A 16,520-nucleotide genomic window follows, 5' to 3' on the forward strand; every position below is an offset into this window, starting at 1 on the left:
CGCGTAAACCCTCGGCTCACATTACGATCATTCAAAAAGGAACCGGCCTCATGTCCGTGCCTACGCTTCCCGCAGCGCCGCGCCGTCGCGCACGCAGCCTCGCACAAGATGTCGTCGACGCGCTGACCGCGCAGATCGAAAACGGCACGCTGCGTCCCGGCGACAAGCTGCCGACCGAAACCGAAGTCATGGCGGCGCAGGGGGTGAGCCGGACGGTCGTGCGCGAGGCGATCTCGCGGATGCAGGCGAGCGGCCTCATCGAGACGCGCCACGGCATCGGCAGCTTCGTGCTGGAGCCGTCGCGCCGCCAGACGCTCGGCATCGACCCGGCGACGATCACGACGCTGCGCGACGTGCTCGCGGTGCTGGAACTGCGCATCAGCCTCGAGAGCGAATGCGCGAGCCTTGCCGCGCAACGCGCGAACGATACCGACCTGGCCGCGCTGCGGCGCGCGCTCGACGCGATCGCATCGGGGGCGGGCGGCGGCCGCGACACGGCGCAGCTCGACTTCCAGTTCCACCTGCAGATCGCGCAGTCCACCGGCAACCGCTATTTCGTCGACATCATGACGCAGCTCGGCACGTCGATCATTCCGCGCACGCGCGTGAATTCGGCCCGCTTTGCCGGCGACGATCTGGAGCGCTACGTCGGCCGGCTGAACCACGAGCACGAGGATATCTACGAGGCGATCGCGCGCCACGACCCGGAAGCGGCACGTGCGGCGATGCGCACGCACCTCACCAACAGCCGCGAACGGCTGCGCCGCGCGCACGAGGCGGCCGAAGCCGAGGCCGGCTGACGCACCGGGCGGCGCGGCCCACGGTGCCGCCGGCCGGTCGAATCGCCTCAACATCAGTCGTCATACAAGATCGATCTCCCTTCATTGATCGCCGGGGCCGGGCGGCGTTGCCGCCGCCGGCCGCCGGCACTGCCGATCAGCCTCCCTTCGTCGTGATCGTCTTCCACGCGCCGCTCTTCACCTGGTACAGCGTCGACATCCCGCTCTTCAGCGAGCCGTCGTTCGCGAACGAGATGCGGCCGGTCACGCCTTCGAAGTCGATCTTCTTCAGCGCCGGGCGATAGACCTTCGGGTCGGTCGAGCCGGCCGCCTGCATCGCCTTGATCGCCGCCCACGCCGCGTCGTAGCCGAACTGCGCGTACGACAGCACGTCGACGCCGAAGCGCTTCTTGAAACGCGCCTCGAAATCCTTCCCTTGCGGCAACTCGTCGAGCGGCCGGCCGTATTCCCACGCCATCGCCCCTTCGGCGGCCGGGCCCGCGATCTTGATGAACTCGTTGTCCTTCACGCCGCCGCCGCCGACGAACTGCGCGTTCAGCCCGAGCTGGCGCATCTGCTTGATGAAGTTCGCGGCGAGCGAATCGAGGCCGCCGAAGAAGATCAGGTCGGGATTCTTCGCCTTCAGGCTCGTGATCTGCGCGCGGAAGTCGACCGCCTGGTTGCTGGTGAATTCGCGGCCGATGAGGTTCCCGCCCGCCGCCTTCACGGCCTTCTCGAACTCGTCGGCCTCGCCCTGGCCGAACGCGGTGCGGTCGTCGATGATCGCGATGCGCTTCGCCTTCGTCACGTCGACCGCGTACTTGCCCGCGTTGCCCGCGTTCTGGCCGTCGGTCGCGATCACCATGAACATGTTCGCGAGCCCGCGCGCGGTGAGCGTCGGGTTGGTCGCGGCCGGATCGATCACCGGGATGCCGGCCTTGTCGTAGACGACCGATGCCGGAATCGTCGTCCCCGAGTTGAAGTGGCCGACCACGACCGACACGTTCTGGTCGACGAGCGCCTGCGCGGCCTGCACGCCGATGCGCGGGTCGGCCTGGTCGTCCTGCACGACGAGGTTGAAGTGGACAGGCTTGCCGGCGATCTGCACTTTCTGCGCGGCGGCATCGTCGAGTGCAAGCTGCACGCCGTTCTGCAGATCCTTGCCGTAACCGGCGTTCACACCGGTGAGCGGCGCGGCGAAGCCGACCTTCACGTCGGTCGTATCGGCGGCCTGGGCGGCCTGTTGCGAGAGGAGAGCAAGCGCGGATGCAATCGACACCGACAGCAGGGAATGACGGAATTTCATGTTGTTCCTCTTGTTCGACACCTGCGAGTGAGTACCGCATGCGCCCGGGCGGGCCGGACGCGTGCGACGGGCGGGCGGTTCGACCGCTTCTCGGAATCGGGCGGGGAGGTCGGCATCGTTATCCTCGGAAGAATCTCCCGTCAGGCTCTGCGAAGAAGCGCCCCGATCGCCTCGATATATAGGTCGCCGATATGCCCGGGTCTTGGCAATTCGCCGCGCATTCGGTGCGGATTTGCGCATAGCTTCCGCGCGTGCGGCGGCAGCCGGTATCGGGAGTTTCCCGTCGCGAACGGAGCGGGCGGAGAGGAGGGGGAGACAGGAAGGCGGCGCGGCCCGCCGGGGCCGCGCCGCGCACGCGACGCCGTCAGTCGGACAGGGCGTCCGATGCGGCTTCGGCATCGTCGTGCGATGCGTGCGTGCGGATCAGGGGATCACTGGTGCTCGGGCGGCCGGTTTCGACGTGCCCCGCGAAGCGGCGCAGGAAGCCGAGCAGACGGCCGTCGCTGACGGTCAGGTCGTACCAGCCGTGGCTGCCGCGCAGATCCCAGTAGTCGTCGACGTGCTGGCCCGGTGCGAGGTCGAACGTGCGCGCGCGGCCGTGGCCGTACGCGTTCGTGACCTTGAGCCGCACGGCCTTGTGGCCGCGGTTCATCAGGCGCAGCGTGATGTTGCCGTTCGCGACGTCGTAGCCGTAGATCACCTCGGGGTTCACGTTCGCGCTGCCGACGCCGGTCGCGAACGGGCCGCGGAAATGGCAGTAGAAGCCGTTCGGGCCGTACACGTCGAGGTCGTACAGGCCGAGCGACGCCGCGGCGCTCCACGTGTCGGCGATCCGCTTGCCGGCTTCGACCGTGTACGCCCACGGGCCGTCGAGGCGATTGCGCGACTGTACCTGGAACGCGGCGCCTGCCCGGCCCGTGTTCGCGAAGGTCAGCCGGAACAGCCCGTTCACCGATTCGACGCGGCCGTGCACGAACAGCTCGTACGGCAGCGCGCGCGCCGGACGCAGCCCGGCCTCCTGCTTCGGCAGCTTCTGCAGCACCGGCGGCACGGGGATGTAGTCGGGATGGCGCAGGCGGTCGGGCGGCGCATAGCTGCTCGTATCCGGCAACGTCGGCCAGCCGGCATCGGCCGTGGCGAAATCGAACGCGGCGGTCAGGTCGCCGCACACCGCGCGGCGCCACGGCGAGATGTTGCCGGCCTTGACCGGGTATTGCGCGCCGAAACGTGCCTCGATGAATTGCAGCAGCGACGTGTGATCGTAGGTCTGCGAGCAGACCCAGCCGCCCTTCGTCCACGGCGACACGACGAGCATCGGCACGCGCGGCCCGAGCCCGTACGGGCCGGCCATGTGCGATGCGTCGCCGGGGAACACCTCGTTGGTCGTCGCGACCGTCGACAGCCCGTTGTCGCGCGACTGCGGCGCGACCGTCGACAGCCCGTTGTCGCGCGACTGCGGCGCGAACGGCGGCTGCACGTGGTCGAAGAAGCCGTCGTTTTCGTCGTACGTGATGAAGAGCGCGGTCTTGCTCCATACCTCCGGGTTCGACACGAGCGCCTTCAGCACCTGCTCGATGTACCACGCGCCGTAGTTCGCCGGCCAGTTCGGGTGCTCGGAATACGCTTCCGGCGCGCAGATCCACGACACCTGCGGCAGCGTGCCGTTCTTCACGTCCTGCTGCAGGATGTCGAACAGCGTGCCGCCCGCGCTGATGTTGGTGCCGGTGCGCGCCTTGTCGTACAGCGGCGTGCCGGGCAGCGCGGTGCGGTACTGGTTGAAGTAGAGCAGCGAGTTGTCGCCGTAGTTGCCGATGTACGGGTTCTGCGTCCAGCCCCACGACCCGGCGGCGTTCAGGCCGGTGCCGACGTCCTGGTAGATCTTCCACGACACGCCGGCGTTCTCGAGCACTTCCGGATAGGTCGTCCAGCCGTAGCCCGCTTCCTCGTTGCCGAGCACGGGGCCACCGCCCATGCCGTCGTTGCCGACGTAGCCCGTCCACATGTAGTAGCGGTTCGGGTCGGTCGAGCTCGGGATCGCGCAGTGGTACGCGTCGCAGATCGTGAACGCGTCGGCGAGCTGGTAGTGGAACGGGATGTCGTCGCGCTTCAGGTACGCCATCGTCGTGGTGCCCTTGTTCGGCACCCACTGGTCGTAGCGGCCCTTGTTCCAGGCGGCGTGCATGTCCTGCCAGCCGTGCGGCAGGTCCTGCAGGAACTGCAGGCCGAGCTTGTCCGCGCCCGGGTGGAACGGCAGCAGCTCGGCCGGGCCGACCGGCTGGTGGAACACCGACTTGCCGTTCGCGAGGCGCAGCGGACGCGGGTCACCGAAGCCGCGGACACCGCGCATCGTGCCGAAGTAGTGGTCGAACGAGCGGTTCTCCTGCATCAGGATCACGATGTGTTCGATATCGCGGATGGTGCCGGTGCGGCGGTTCGCAGGAATCGCAAGCGCATCGCGAATCACGGGGGGGAACAGGTTCAGCGCGGCGGCGCCGGCGGTGCCGGCAGCGACGCGCAGGAAGTCACGACGGTTCGATCGGGTCATGGTCGTTATCGTGCGGTAAAGGGGGGAGCCGATTGGCAGGACCTGCTGGAAGGGCGCGCCCGGGTCGCAGGATGCGGCTGCGCCGGGTGGTGCCGCCGCGAGCATAGCGAGAAATCGGTGTCATTCATGTGAAGTCCGGAAACGTTTGCATCCGCGTCGAAGCGATATCGAAGCGGCGTCGGGCGAATGTCGCCAGCGGTCGCGGTGCGGCAGGGATGAGGCGGGAAAGCGATGTGGCGCTGGATGCGCGCCGGTGAAGCGCAGGGCGATGCCGGCGTGTCAGGCGTCCGTGACCCACGCGCCGAACCATTCGCTCGGGCGCGCGATTTCGTCCTGCGCGGCGACGAGTTCGAGCTCGTAGCGGCGCGCATCGTAGGTGGCCTTCACGACCGCGTGCACGGCCGCGAGCGTGTGCTCGAATGCCGCGCGCACGGAGTCGCCGCGCAGCCGGCAGGCGACGAAAATCGCGCTGGTCAGGTCGCCGACGCCGACCGGATGGCGCGGAAACGCGTACAGGGGGCGCTGGCCGATCCACGCTTCGGTTTCGGTGACCGCGAGCATGTTGAAACGATCGGCGGGGCTGTTGCGGTCGTGCAGGTGCTTGACGAGGATGATCTGCGGGCCGCGACGGATCAGCGAGCGGCAGGCTTCGACGGCTTCGGCGACGGTTTCGATGCGCCGCCCGGCGAGCTTCTGCAGTTCGGTGTGGTTCGGCGACATGCCGTCCGCGAGCGCCGGCACCTCCTGGACCATGAATTCCTCGACGCCGGGCTCGGGCCGGATGCCGCCCGTCTGGCCCATCGCCGGATCGCAGAAGTACCACGCGTTCGGATTCATCGCCTTCACCGAGCGGACGATCTCGATAGCCGCACGCGCCTGCGGCGGCGAACCGAGGAAGCCGGACAGCACGGCGTCGCAGCGCTTGAGTGCGCCGATCGCCGCGATGCCGTCGACGAGCTGCTCCATCTTCGCGGCATCGATCGCGCTGCCGGCCCAGTGACCGTACTGCATGTGATTCGACAACTGGACGGTATTGAGCGGCCAGACGTTGACGCCGAGGCGCTGCATCGGGAACACGGCCGCACTGTTGCCGGCATGGCCGTAGATGACGTGCGACTGAATGCTGAGGACGTTTTTCATGGGAAGCGCCTGCACGCGTTTCAGGGTCACGTCACACGATACCCGAGTTCGTCGCGGGCGCGGAAGTCGCGCGGCGCCGGAGTGTTGCGCGCCGTCGTCAGCGCGACCGCGTAGAATCGCGGGGCGCGAGAACGGCCCGGCCGCCCGCGTGCGTCTCCAATCACCGTGATCGCCATGCTTTCGATTCGCAAGATGTTGTTTGCCGCGCGCGCCGCCGTGCTCGGCGCGGGTGTCGCCGTCGCGTGCGCCGTGCCTGCCATGGCGGCCGCCGCATCGCCCGCCGGCAACGACGGGCCCGTGTATGGCCCGCGCCTGGAAGGGTTCGCCTATCCGGCGCCCGTGCATCTCTACACGTTCGTGTCGCAGCGCGAAACCCTCGAGATGGCCTACCTCGATGTGCAGCCGGCCCACCCGAACGGCCGCACCGTCGTGCTGCTGCACGGGAAGAACTTCTGCGCGGCGACCTGGGAGGACACGATCGGCGTGCTGAGCCGCGCCGGCTATCGCGTGATCGCGCCGGACCAGATCGGTTTCTGCAAGTCGTCGAAGCCCGATCGTTACCAGTACAGCTTCCAGCAGCTCGCACGCAATACGCATGCGCTGCTCGAATCGGTGGGGGTGAAGTCGGCGACGATCGTCGGCCACTCGACGGGCGGGATGCTCGCGATGCGCTACGCGCTGATGTATCCGAAGGCGACCGACCAGCTCGTGCTCGTGAACCCGATCGGCCTCGAGGACTGGAAGGCGCTCGGCGTGCCGCCGCTGCCGGTCGACTACTGGTATGCGCGCGAGCTGAAGACCACGGCCGACGGCATTCGCCGCTACGAGCAGGGCACGTACTACGCGGGCAAGTGGTCGCCGTCGTACGAGCGCTGGGTGCAGATGCTGGCCGGGATGTACCGTGGCGTCGGTCGCGACGCGGTCGCATGGAACTCCGCGCTGATCTACGACATGATCCTCACGCAACCGGTGGTCTATGAACTCGGCGCGATCCGCGTGCCGACGCTGCTGATGATCGGCGACAAGGACACGACCGCGATCGGCAAGGACGTCTCGCCGCCCGACGTGCATGCGAAGCTCGGCCGCTACCCGGAACTCGCGAAGCGCACGCAGGCGGCGATCCCCGGCGCGCAGCTCGTCGAGTTCCCGGCGCTCGGCCACGCGCCGCAGATCCAGGATCCGGACGCGTTCCACAAGGCGCTGCTCGACGGGCTGGAGGCCGTGCACCCGCAGTGATGCGGGGCCGGCCGCAGGCGGCCCGGGCGCGCGCCGTCAGCGCGCTTCGCTCGCGAGCTCGTCGCGGATCTGCGCGGTCAATTCGAACGAGCGCAGCCGTGCCGCATGATCGTAGATCTGCGCGGTGACGATCAGCTCGTCGGCTCCCGTCTGCGCGATGCGGTCGCGCAGCTTGTCGCGCACCGTGTCGCGCGAGCCGACCGCCGCGAACGACAGCGAATGCGCAACGGTCGCGAGTTCGAGCTCGTTTGCCTCGAGCACGTCGACCGGCGGCGGCAGCTTGCCCGGCGTGCCGCGCCGCAGATTGATGAACTGCTGCTGCAGCGACGTGAACAGGCGCCGCGCCTCGTCGTCGGTATCGGCGACGAACACGTTGACGCCGACCATCGCATGCGGCTTCGGCCATGCGGCCGACGGCCGGTACTGCGCACGATAGATCTCGAGCGCGCGCATCAGGTAATCGGGCGCGAAGTGCGACGCGAACGCGAACGGCAGCCCGAGCATCGCGGCGAGCTGGGCGCTGAACAGGCTCGAGCCGAGCAGCCACACGGGCACGTCGAGCCCTGCGCCGGGCACCGCGCGCACGCGCTGGCCGGGCACCGGCTCCGCGAAGTAGCGCTGCAGCTCGGCGACATCATCCGGAAACGAGTCGGCGCTGCCGATCAGGTCGCGGCGCAGCGCGCGCGACGTGGTCTGGTCGGTGCCGGGCGCGCGGCCGAGGCCGAGGTCGATGCGCCCCGGATACAGCGACGCGAGCGTGCCGAACTGCTCGGCGATCACCAGCGGCGCGTGGTTCGGCAGCATGATGCCGCCCGACCCGACCCGGATCGTCCGCGTGGCGCCCGCGACATGGCCGATCACGACGGCCGTTGCCGCGCTCGCGATGCCGGGCATGTTGTGATGCTCGGCGAGCCAGTAGCGCTGGTAACCCCAGCGCTCCGCGTGCTGCGCGAGATCGACGGTGTTGCGGAATGCCTGGGAGGCGTCGGCGCCGGCCGGAATGGGGGCGAGATCGAGTACGGAAAACGGAGTCATCGGATGGCCTTCGAAAGGGGCGCGCGCGGTGATGCGCTGACGCAACAAATGCCAAGGATTTTGCCAAAGGGTTCCGGAACGTGCTGGCGGCGGCCCGATACCCATGCGCGGTTCAGGGGTGCAGGGTCGAATTCGGCGGTCGTTGCAAAAATCAATCTAATCGCCGATTAATTACCGTTCTTTACGGCGATTGGATGTGAATCCGCATCGACGTACAAATTTGCACGAAACGTAGTCTTTTCAAGACTGCAATACGCCTGCAAACCGCTTACGCTAACGTGAACGCGGGTGCGCCCAAATGGTTCGCCGACTGCGCAGCTTTGCCGGAATTGCACCAGTCCGTTTCTCGTAGCGCCGAGCGCGGGGTGCCGCAGGCTGCTAAAATCCGGCGCCTACCCATGTTGTGCCGAAGGTAGCCATACGAATCTTCCCGCATCCCGTCCGGGCGTCGCGCGGAGATACACCACGCGAAGCCGGGCATGGCCGTATCCGAAGGATGGGTCGAGCCTCCCCCATATACAGGCGCTGCTGGAACAAGGAGTCGGGTCGTGCCCGCGTTCGTCGTTGTCGGAATACCGAATCACGCTCAATCATGCTCAAGCGTTCTCCATGGCGTTCAGGTCGCCGGGAGGCGTCGCGCATGACGGCAACCGCAACGATGCTCGACTGGCTCCTGATCGTCTTCACGCTGGCCGCGGCCGGCTATGCGCTCGTCGCCGCGTTCGCACCGCGGCCGCGTACGCCGCGCACGGCCGTGCGCGACGGCTTCGAGCCGGTCAGCGTGCTCAAGCCGCTGTGCGGCGCGGAGCCGCACCTGTACGAAAACCTCGCGACGTTCTGTGAGCAGCGCCATCCGCGGTATGAAGTGCTGTTCGGCGTCGCGTCGGCGGCCGATCCGGCGATTGCCGTGGTCGAACGGCTGCGCGCCGATTATCCGGAGTGCGACATCACGCTCGTGATCGACGCGCGCGTGCACGGCAAGAACCTGAAGGTCAGCAACCTGATCAACCTCGCCGAGCGCGCGAAGTACGGCCGCATCGTGATCGCGGACAGCGACATCGCGGTGAAGCCCGACTATCTGGAGTGCGTGACGGCGCCGCTCGCCGACGTGTCGGTCGGTGTCGTCACGTGCCTGTATCATGCGCGCAGCGTCGGCGGGTTCTGGACGCGGATCGGCGCGCAGTTCGTCGACGCATGGTTCGCCCCGTCGGTCCGGATCACGCACCTCGGCCGCTCGAGCCGCTTCGGCTTCGGCGCGACGCTCGCGCTGACGCGCGACACGCTCGACCGGATCGGCGGCTTTCCCGCGCTGAAGGACGAACTGGCCGACGATTTCTGGCTGGCCGAGCTGCCGCGCCGGCTCGGGCGACGCACCGTGCTGTCGGAGGTCGAGGTCGCGACCGACGTGATCGAACCGTCGTTCGGGCCGCTGTGGCACCGCGAGACGCGCTGGCTGCGCACGATCCGTTCGCTGAACCCGGCCGGCTTCGCGTTCCTGTTCATTACGTTTACCGTGCCGTGGCTCGCGATCGGCGCGGCGCTCGCGCTGCGCCTCGACGGCACCTTCGCCGGCGCGCTGGCGGGCTGGGCGGCCGTGGTGGGCGCGTTCGGGCGGCTCGTGCTGCACGCCCGCGGTGAAGATGGCTGGCGCGCGTTCTGGCGCGACCTGCCGCTCGTCGCGGTGCGCGACACGCTGCTCGCGCTCGAGTGGCTCGCGGCCGTGTTCGGCACGCACGTGGTGTGGCGCGGCGCGAGGATGACGGTCGTCGGTGGCGAACGCGCGACGGCGGCGGTGGAAGCAGTGGACGGCCGCTAGGGCCGTTCCGACCGAACCCGGCCCGAGGGCCGAGACGCGCTGCGCGGCGAGGCCGCGCGGCGCGACATGACAGAGAGGCGGGCGCCGGCAGGGCGGCCCGCGGTTTTTTGACTGAATCGTTGTGACGAATCGAACTATGCAGGCTACCGGAGCATTCATGAAAACGCTGTTCTTGCAGGCCCCTTCGTATGACGGCTTCGACGGCGGAGCCGGGTCGCGCTATCAGGCGAAGCGCGAAATCCGTTCCTTCTGGTATCCGACGTGGCTCGCGCAGCCGGCCGCGCTCGTGCCGGGCAGCCGCGTCGTCGACGCACCGGCCGACGGCCTGTCGGTCGAGGAAACGCTGAAGATCGCCAACGACTACGACCTCGTGATCATCCACACGAGCACGCCGTCGTTCCCGACCGACGCGATGTTCGCGCAGGACCTGAAGAAGATGAAGCCGTCGATGCTGGTCGGCATGGTCGGCGCGAAGGTGATGGTCGATCCGCACAACTCGCTCACGGCGAGTGACGCAATCGACTTCGTGTGCCGCGAGGAATTCGACTACACCTGCAAGGAAATCGCCGAAGGCAAGCCGTTCCCCGAGATCAAGGGCTTGAGCTGGCGCGCGAAGGACGGCTCGATCGAGCACAACGAAGCGCGTCCGATCCTCGAGAACATGGACGAACTGCCGTTCGTCGCGCCCGTCTACAAACGCGACCTGAAGATCGACAACTACTTCATCGGCTACCTCAACTATCCGTACGTGTCGATCTACACGGGCCGCGGCTGCAAGTCGCGCTGCACCTTCTGCCTGTGGCCGCAGACGGTCAGCGGCCATCGCTACCGCACGCGCTCGGTCGAGAACGTGCTCGCGGAAGCGAAGTGGATCCGCGACAACATGCCGGAAGTGAAGGAACTGATGTTCGACGACGACACCTTCACCGACGACCTGCCGCGCGCTGAAGCCATCGCCATCGGCCTGGGCAAGCTCGGCATCACGTGGTCGTGCAACGCGAAGGCGAACGTGCCGTACAAGACGTTGAAGGTCATGAAGGAAAACGGCCTGCGCCTGCTGCTGGTCGGCTTCGAATCCGGCGACGACCAGATCCTCGTGAACATCAAGAAGGGCGTGCGCACCGATTTCGCGCGCCGCTTCAGCGCGGACTGCAAGAAGCTCGGCATCAAGATCCACGGCACCTTCATCCTCGGCCTGCCGGGCGAGACGCAGGAGACCATCAAGAAGACGATCGAGTACGCGAAGGAAATCAATCCGCATACGATCCAGGTCTCGCTCGCCGCACCGTATCCGGGCACGACGCTCTACAAGCAGGCCGTGGAAAACGGCTGGATGGAAGAGAACAAGACCATCAACCTGGTGAGCAAGGAAGGTGTGCAGCTCGCGGCGATCGGCTATGCGCACCTGTCGCGCGACGAGATCTATCACCACCTCGAGCAGTTCTATCGCCAGTTCTACTTCCGCCCGTCGAAGATCTGGGAGATCGTCCGCGAGATGCTGACGAGCTGGGACATGATGAAGCGCCGCCTGCGCGAAGGTGTCGAGTTCTTCCGCTTCCTGCGCGCACACGAGGCCTGATTCATGGCGACGCAGCCGGCGGCGCGGGCGCTGATCTTCACCGCGGACGACTTCGGGCTGCACCCGCGTGTCAACGCGGCGGTCGAGCGCGCGCACCGCGACGGCGTGCTGAATGCCGCCAGCCTGATGGTCGGCGCGCCCGCCGCGCACGATGCGATCGAGCGCGCGCGGCGGCTGCCGTCGCTCGCGGTCGGCCTGCATCTCGTCCTCGCGGACGGGCCGGCCACGCTGCCCGCACGTGAGATTCCCGCGCTCGTCGGCCCCGACGGGCGGTTCGGCGATGCGATGGCGAAGGACGGCTGCCGCTTCTTCTTCCTGCCGCACGTGCGGGCGCAGCTGCGCCGCGAGATTCGCGCGCAGTTCGACGCGTTCGCGGCGAGCGGCTTGCCGCTCGACCACGTGAACGCGCACAAGCATTTCCATCTGCATCCGACCGTCCTGTCGCTGATCATCGAGATCGGCCGCGACTACGGGTTGCGCGCGGTGCGGCTGCCGTACGAGACGAGCGCGCCCGCGCTGCTCAAGCCGTGGATCGCGCTCGTGCGCGCGCGGCTCGACCGCGCGGGGCTCGCGCACAACGACTACGTGGTCGGCATCGAGCATACGGGCGCGATGGACGAGGCCGTGCTGCTCGATGCGCTCGCCAAGCTGCCGCCGGGTGTCGGCGAGATCTACTGCCATCCGGCCGAAGCCGGCGACGGCCCGATCACGCCGACGATGGCCGGCTACCGTCCGGCGGACGAACTCGATGCGCTGCTGTCGCCGCGCGTCGCGGCCGCGTTGAAGGCGGCGGGCGTCGCGACCGGCGGCTTTGCCGACGTGTTCGGCCAGCCCGCCGCACGGCGCGCCGCGCCGGCGTCGCGCGCACCGGGAGCGCAGCCGTCATGACCAAGTGGATCAAATGGCTCGGCTGGCCGCTCGGCATCGGCATCCTGCTCGCGCTGGGGCTGCACGAAGGCATCGGCGACGTGTCGCAGATGCTCGCGCGCGCCGGTTACGCGTTGCTGTGGCTCGTGCCGTTTCATGCGCTGCCGCTGCTGCTCGACGCCTACGCGTGGCACCTGCTGCTCGACAAGCGCTCGTCGCTGCCGTTCCTGTGGTGGATCGCGACCGTGCGCGAGGCCGTGAACCGGCTGCTGCCGGTGGTCGGGATCGGCGGCGAGATCGTCGGCATCCGCCTCGCGCGCTGGCAGGTGCCCGACGCGAGCCGCGTGACGGCATCGGTGATCGTCGAGTTGCTCGTGACGATCGTCGTCCAGTATGCGTTCGCCGCGCTCGGTCTCGTGCTGCTGCTCGCGACGACGGACAGCATGGGCGGCGGCACGATCGGTCTCGCGTTGCTGCTCACGCTGCCGCTGCCGGTGCTCGGCGTCGTGCTGATGCGCCGTGGCGGCATCTTCCATGCGATCGAGCGTTTCGCGGGCCGCCTGCTCGGCGATTCGCACCGGCTGCTGCAGGGCGTCGACGGCAAGCGGCTCGACGCCGACATCGATGGGCTGATGTCGCGCACGGGCCTGCTGTTCAGCGCATTCTTCTGGCAGCTGGCCGGCTACGTGCTCGGCGCGCTCGAGATCTACTGGGCGCTCGCGCTGCTCGGCCATCCGGTGTCGATCGGCGGCGCGATCGCGATCGAGGCGATGGCGCAGGCCGTGCGCCATGCGGCATTCATGGTGCCGGGCGGCCTCGGCGTACAGGAGGCGACCGTCGTGCTGCTCGCGCAGATGTTCGGCGTCGACCGCGAGACGGCGCTGTCGCTCGCGCTGGTCAAGCGCGGCCGCGAGGTGCTGTTCGGCTGCCTGGCGCTCGGTTCGTGGCAACTGGCCGAACTCATGCGCACGCGGCGCCGTATCGACGTGCCGCCGGCCGTGCCACGGGCGCCGCAAGCGACGAGCCGCACGACCCGGGCCGATACCGAAACCGAAACGATGCATTGAACGCGAGACGGGCCGCGCGCCCGTCTCGCGCTTTTGGCGCTGCGCGGGTATCCTTGCCGCGTGTTTTCTCGACGCGCATTTCTTCCGATGAATTTCCGTTTCCGGCTGCTTCCCGTGACGATGCTGGCCGCCGCGCTGGCGCTGACCGGCTGCGACGACAAGCAAGGCAATCTCGACGTGCAACGTATCAGGGATTTCTTCAACGCGATCAAGCCCGCGCCGCTGCTGCTGAAGGGGCTGAAGGTCGGCGAATCGACCGAGGCCGACGTGCGCGGCACGATGGGCAAGCCCGAGACCGAGCGCGACTTCACCGACGGCTCGAAGCGGCTCGAATACCCGCGCGGCCCGATGGGCAACCAGACGTGGTTCGTCGATCTCGATGCGAACGGCCGCTACACGGGCGCGACGCAGGTGCTGACCGCCGAGAATTTCGCGAAGGTGCGCCCCGGGATGAACGAGGACGAGGTGCGGCGCCTGCTCGGCAAGCCCGGCGACATCGCGCAGTATCCGCTCAAGCCCGAGATCGTCTGGAGCTGGCGCTGGCTCGAGGACGGCGTCAACACCGACGCATTCTTCAACGTCCATTTCGGCCCGGACGGGCTTGTCTATACGACTTCGCGCTCCGACATCCTGAAGGGGCGATAGGCGTAGCCGCAGCCTCCTTCGGCGCTATATCGAAAAAGCGACCGGAAAATTGCAAAAAGTCCGCTTCCCCGCCGGTTATCCGGTTGTCAGGAAGCGGCTTTTTTCCTTTTGAAACAGCGGCGTACGCCGTGGTTGCAAATGATGGGACGGATTGTTGCGACGCAGCAATCACGCGCAAGGTGGTTTGAGGCAATCAATTTCGCTTGCGACTATCCGCGTCAGCCCGGCGCGGGACAGGCAGACGCGTCGGCATCCATTCCAACTCTGGAGACGCGCGTGTTCCTTTACGGCTTTGGTCCTGTCCTCTGGGCCGGCACCGTGCAGACCATCGAGCTGTCGGTGCTGTCGCTCGCCACTGCGGTGGCGCTGGGGCTGATCGGCGCGGTGGCGAAGCTGTCGCACAACCGGGTGCTGCGAGCGATCGCGACCGGCTATACGACGCTGATCCGCTCGGTGCCCGATCTCGTCCTGATGCTGCTGTTGTTCTACAGCATCCAGATCTGGCTGAACCAGTTCACCGACTTCGTCGGCTGGGACCAGATCGACATCGACCCGTTCGTGGCCGGCGTGCTGACGCTCGGCTTCATCTATGGCGCGTACTTCACCGAGACGTTCCGCGGTGCGTTCCTGTCGGTGCCGCGCGGCCAGCTCGAAGCCGGCGCGGCGTACGGGATGAGCGGCGCGCGCGTGTTCGCGCGGATCATGTTTCCGCAGATGATGCGCTTCGCGCTGCCGGGGATCGGGAACAACTGGCAGGTGCTCGTGAAGGCCACCGCGCTGGTGTCGATCATCGGCCTCGCGGACGTCGTGAAGGCCGCGCAGGACGCCGGCAAGAGCACGTTCAACATGTTCTTCTTCATCCTCGTCGCGGCGCTGATCTATCTCGCGATCACGACCGTTTCCAACCTCGTGCTGATCCAGCTCGAGAAGCGTTATTCCATGGGCGTGCGGCACGCAGATCTATGATCGAAATTCTCCAGGAATTCGGCCAGGCGTTCCTTTACTGGGACGGCCAGCGCCTCTCCGGCCTCGCGGTGACGCTGTGGCTGCTCGTCGCATCGATTTCGCTCGGCTTCGTGTGCGCGGTGCCGCTCGCGGTTGCACGCGTGTCGAAGAACAAGTGGGTGTCGACGCCGGTGCGGTTCTACACGTACGTGTTCCGCGGCACGCCGCTCTACGTGCAGTTGCTGCTGCTGTACACGGGCATGTACAGCCTCGAGTTCGTGCGTACGCACTCGCTGCTCGACGCGTTCTTCCGCAGCGGCTTCAACTGCGCGATTCTCGCGTTCGCGCTGAATACCTGCGCGTACACCACGGAGATCTTCGCGGGTGCGATCCGCGCGATTCCGCACGGTGAAGTGGAGGCTGCACGGGCGTACGGGATGTCGCCGTTCACGATGTATCGCCGCGTGATCCTGCCGTCGGCGCTGCGCCGCGCGCTGCCGCTGTACAGCAACGAGGTGATCCTGATGCTGCACGCGACGACTGTCGCGTTCACCGCGACCGTGCCGGACATCCTGAAGGTCGCGCGTGACGCGAATTCCGCGACCTACATGGCGTTCCAGTCGTTCGGGATCGCCGCGCTGATCTATCTTGCGGTATCGTTCGCACTCGTCGCGGCGTTTCGCCGCGCGGAGCGCCACTGGCTTGCGTATCTCGCGGCCGCCCGTCATTGAATCACTTCGAGGAGAGCCAGTTGGCCGAGATCACTCAAACGAGCGCTGCCGCTTCCACCAAGCTTGCTGCGGTCGACATTCACAAGCGCTACGGTGACAACGAAGTGCTCAAGGGCGTGTCGCTGAACGCGAAGGCCGGCGACGTCATCAGCATCATCGGCGCGAGCGGCTCGGGCAAGAGCACGTTCCTGCGCTGCATCAATTTTCTCGAGCGGCCGAATGCGGGGCAGATCGTCGTCGACGGCGAGGCCGTGCGCACGAAGACCGACCGCGCCGGTGCGCTCGAAGTCGCCGATCACAAGCAGCTGCAGCGCATCCGCACGAAGCTCGCGATGGTGTTCCAGCACTTCAATCTCTGGGCGCACATGAACGTGCTCGAGAACGTGATGGAAGCGCCGGTGCACGTGCTCGGCATTTCGAAGAAGGAAGCCGAGGAGCGGGCGCGCGAGTACCTGGAGAAGGTCGGCTTGCCGCCGCGCGTCGAGAAGCAGTATCCGTCGCATCTGTCGGGCGGCCAGCAGCAGCGCGTGGCGATTGCACGGGCGCTGGCGATGCATCCGGACGTGATGCTGTTCGACGAGCCGACGTCGGCGCTCGACCCGGAGCTGGTGGGCGAAGTGCTGAAGGTGATGCAGAAGCTCGCCGAGGAAGGCCGCACGATGATCGTCGTCACGCACGAGATGGGTTTCGCGCGCAACGTGTCGAACCACGTGATGTTCCTGCATCAGGGGCGGACCGAGGAAGAGGGCGATCCGAAGGAAGTGCTGGTCCGCCCGCAGAGCGAGCGGCTGAAGCAGTTCCTGTCGGGCAGTCTCAAGTAACGCGACAG

At 67.3% G+C, this 16,520-nt stretch carries 14 protein-coding genes; 10 read left to right on the forward strand and 4 right to left on the reverse strand.

Annotated features, from left to right (window positions below; all coding sequences use genetic code 11):
• The first annotated feature begins 50 nt into the window (after positions 1–50).
• Entirely contained in the window at positions 51–800 is a 750-nt protein-coding gene (locus QZM35_RS22310; protein ID WP_069247513.1) for a FadR/GntR family transcriptional regulator, read from the forward strand.
• 136 nt (positions 801–936) lie between these two features.
• Here the strand turns inward: QZM35_RS22310 and QZM35_RS22315 are convergent, their stop codons facing one another.
• The 3 genes from QZM35_RS22315 to pdxY all read right to left on the reverse strand — a co-directional run bounded on the left by QZM35_RS22315 (position 937) and on the right by pdxY (position 5,770).
• A complete protein-coding gene (locus QZM35_RS22315; RefSeq protein ID WP_089424875.1) occupies positions 937–2,085 on the reverse strand; it encodes a branched-chain amino acid ABC transporter substrate-binding protein in 1,149 nt (382 codons plus the stop codon).
• A 364-nt stretch (positions 2,086–2,449) separates the two neighbouring features.
• Positions 2,450–4,630, reverse strand: a complete 2,181-nt coding sequence (locus QZM35_RS22320) for a phosphocholine-specific phospholipase C (RefSeq protein WP_301776774.1) — start codon at positions 4,628–4,630, stop codon at positions 2,450–2,452.
• A gap of 279 nt (positions 4,631–4,909) precedes the next feature.
• On the reverse strand, positions 4,910–5,770 hold the full coding sequence (gene pdxY / locus QZM35_RS22325; RefSeq protein WP_069249245.1) for a pyridoxal kinase PdxY: 861 nt from the start codon (positions 5,768–5,770) through the stop codon (positions 4,910–4,912).
• A 174-nt stretch (positions 5,771–5,944) separates the two neighbouring features.
• Between pdxY and QZM35_RS22330 the strand changes: the two genes are divergently transcribed.
• Positions 5,945–7,006: an alpha/beta fold hydrolase gene (locus QZM35_RS22330; protein WP_089424877.1), complete on the forward strand. Its 1,062-nt coding sequence runs from the start codon at positions 5,945–5,947 to the stop codon at positions 7,004–7,006.
• Positions 7,007–7,042: 36 nt separating this feature from the next.
• Here the strand turns inward: QZM35_RS22330 and QZM35_RS22335 are convergent, their stop codons facing one another.
• Positions 7,043–8,041 (reverse strand): LLM class flavin-dependent oxidoreductase, encoded by a 999-nt coding sequence (locus QZM35_RS22335; protein ID WP_089425872.1) that lies wholly within the window; start codon positions 8,039–8,041, stop codon positions 7,043–7,045.
• Positions 8,042–8,681: 640 nt separating this feature from the next.
• Here QZM35_RS22335 and hpnI point away from each other — a divergent pair.
• The 8 genes from hpnI (at position 8,682) to QZM35_RS22375 (ending at position 16,512) form a co-directional block, all read left to right on the forward strand.
• A complete protein-coding gene (gene hpnI, locus QZM35_RS22340; protein ID WP_089424878.1) occupies positions 8,682–9,857 on the forward strand; it encodes a bacteriohopanetetrol glucosamine biosynthesis glycosyltransferase HpnI in 1,176 nt (391 codons plus the stop codon).
• Between the two features lie 136 nt (positions 9,858–9,993).
• A complete protein-coding gene (gene hpnJ, locus QZM35_RS22345) occupies positions 9,994–11,436 on the forward strand; it encodes a hopanoid biosynthesis associated radical SAM protein HpnJ (RefSeq protein ID WP_306426918.1) in 1,443 nt (480 codons plus the stop codon).
• A 3-nt stretch (positions 11,437–11,439) separates the two neighbouring features.
• Complete coding sequence (hpnK, locus tag QZM35_RS22350) at positions 11,440–12,324, forward strand: hopanoid biosynthesis-associated protein HpnK (RefSeq protein WP_089424880.1); 885 nt, start codon at positions 11,440–11,442, stop codon at positions 12,322–12,324.
• Positions 12,321–13,370, forward strand: coding sequence for an HpnL family protein (locus tag QZM35_RS22355; RefSeq protein WP_301776775.1), 1,050 nt, complete (start codon positions 12,321–12,323; stop codon positions 13,368–13,370). Before hpnK ends, QZM35_RS22355 begins: the two co-directional genes overlap by 4 nt.
• An 87-nt stretch (positions 13,371–13,457) precedes the next feature.
• The gene (locus QZM35_RS22360) at positions 13,458–14,015 is read left to right on the forward strand and encodes a hypothetical protein (protein WP_011351454.1); all 558 of its coding nucleotides are present in this window, start codon (positions 13,458–13,460) and stop codon (positions 14,013–14,015) included.
• 276 nt (positions 14,016–14,291) lie between these two features.
• Complete coding sequence (locus tag QZM35_RS22365) at positions 14,292–14,981, forward strand: ABC transporter permease (RefSeq protein WP_011351455.1); 690 nt, start codon at positions 14,292–14,294, stop codon at positions 14,979–14,981.
• Positions 14,978–15,691: an ABC transporter permease gene (locus QZM35_RS22370; RefSeq protein WP_059815752.1), complete on the forward strand. Its 714-nt coding sequence runs from the start codon at positions 14,978–14,980 to the stop codon at positions 15,689–15,691. Before QZM35_RS22365 ends, QZM35_RS22370 begins: the two co-directional genes overlap by 4 nt.
• Positions 15,692–15,711: 20 nt before the next feature.
• Entirely contained in the window at positions 15,712–16,512 is an 801-nt protein-coding gene (locus QZM35_RS22375; RefSeq protein ID WP_039348269.1) for an ABC transporter ATP-binding protein, read from the forward strand.
• The last annotated feature ends 8 nt before the right edge of the window (positions 16,513–16,520 follow it).

It is taken from the genome of Burkholderia sp. AU45274 (genome assembly GCF_030482505.1).
Classification (GTDB): Bacteria; Pseudomonadota; Gammaproteobacteria; order Burkholderiales; family Burkholderiaceae; genus Burkholderia.

Coding starts and splice junctions, on each gene's coding strand:
- QZM35_RS22335 (WP_089425872.1), bottom strand. CDS start 8,041: ATGACTCCGTTTTCCGTACTCGATCTCGCCCCCATTCCGGCCGGCGCC.
- pdxY (WP_069249245.1), bottom strand. CDS start 5,770: ATGAAAAACGTCCTCAGCATTCAGTCGCACGTCATCTACGGCCATGCC.
- hpnI (WP_089424878.1), top strand. CDS start 8,682: ATGACGGCAACCGCAACGATGCTCGACTGGCTCCTGATCGTCTTCACG.
- QZM35_RS22315 (WP_089424875.1), bottom strand. CDS start 2,085: ATGAAATTCCGTCATTCCCTGCTGTCGGTGTCGATTGCATCCGCGCTT.
- QZM35_RS22310 (WP_069247513.1), top strand. CDS start 51: ATGTCCGTGCCTACGCTTCCCGCAGCGCCGCGCCGTCGCGCACGCAGC.
- QZM35_RS22355 (WP_301776775.1), top strand. CDS start 12,321: ATGACCAAGTGGATCAAATGGCTCGGCTGGCCGCTCGGCATCGGCATC.
- QZM35_RS22330 (WP_089424877.1), top strand. CDS start 5,945: ATGCTTTCGATTCGCAAGATGTTGTTTGCCGCGCGCGCCGCCGTGCTC.
- QZM35_RS22360 (WP_011351454.1), top strand. CDS start 13,458: ATGAATTTCCGTTTCCGGCTGCTTCCCGTGACGATGCTGGCCGCCGCG.
- hpnJ (WP_306426918.1), top strand. CDS start 9,994: ATGCAGGCTACCGGAGCATTCATGAAAACGCTGTTCTTGCAGGCCCCT.
- QZM35_RS22370 (WP_059815752.1), top strand. CDS start 14,978: ATGATCGAAATTCTCCAGGAATTCGGCCAGGCGTTCCTTTACTGGGAC.
- QZM35_RS22320 (WP_301776774.1), bottom strand. CDS start 4,630: ATGACCCGATCGAACCGTCGTGACTTCCTGCGCGTCGCTGCCGGCACC.
- hpnK (WP_089424880.1), top strand. CDS start 11,440: ATGGCGACGCAGCCGGCGGCGCGGGCGCTGATCTTCACCGCGGACGAC.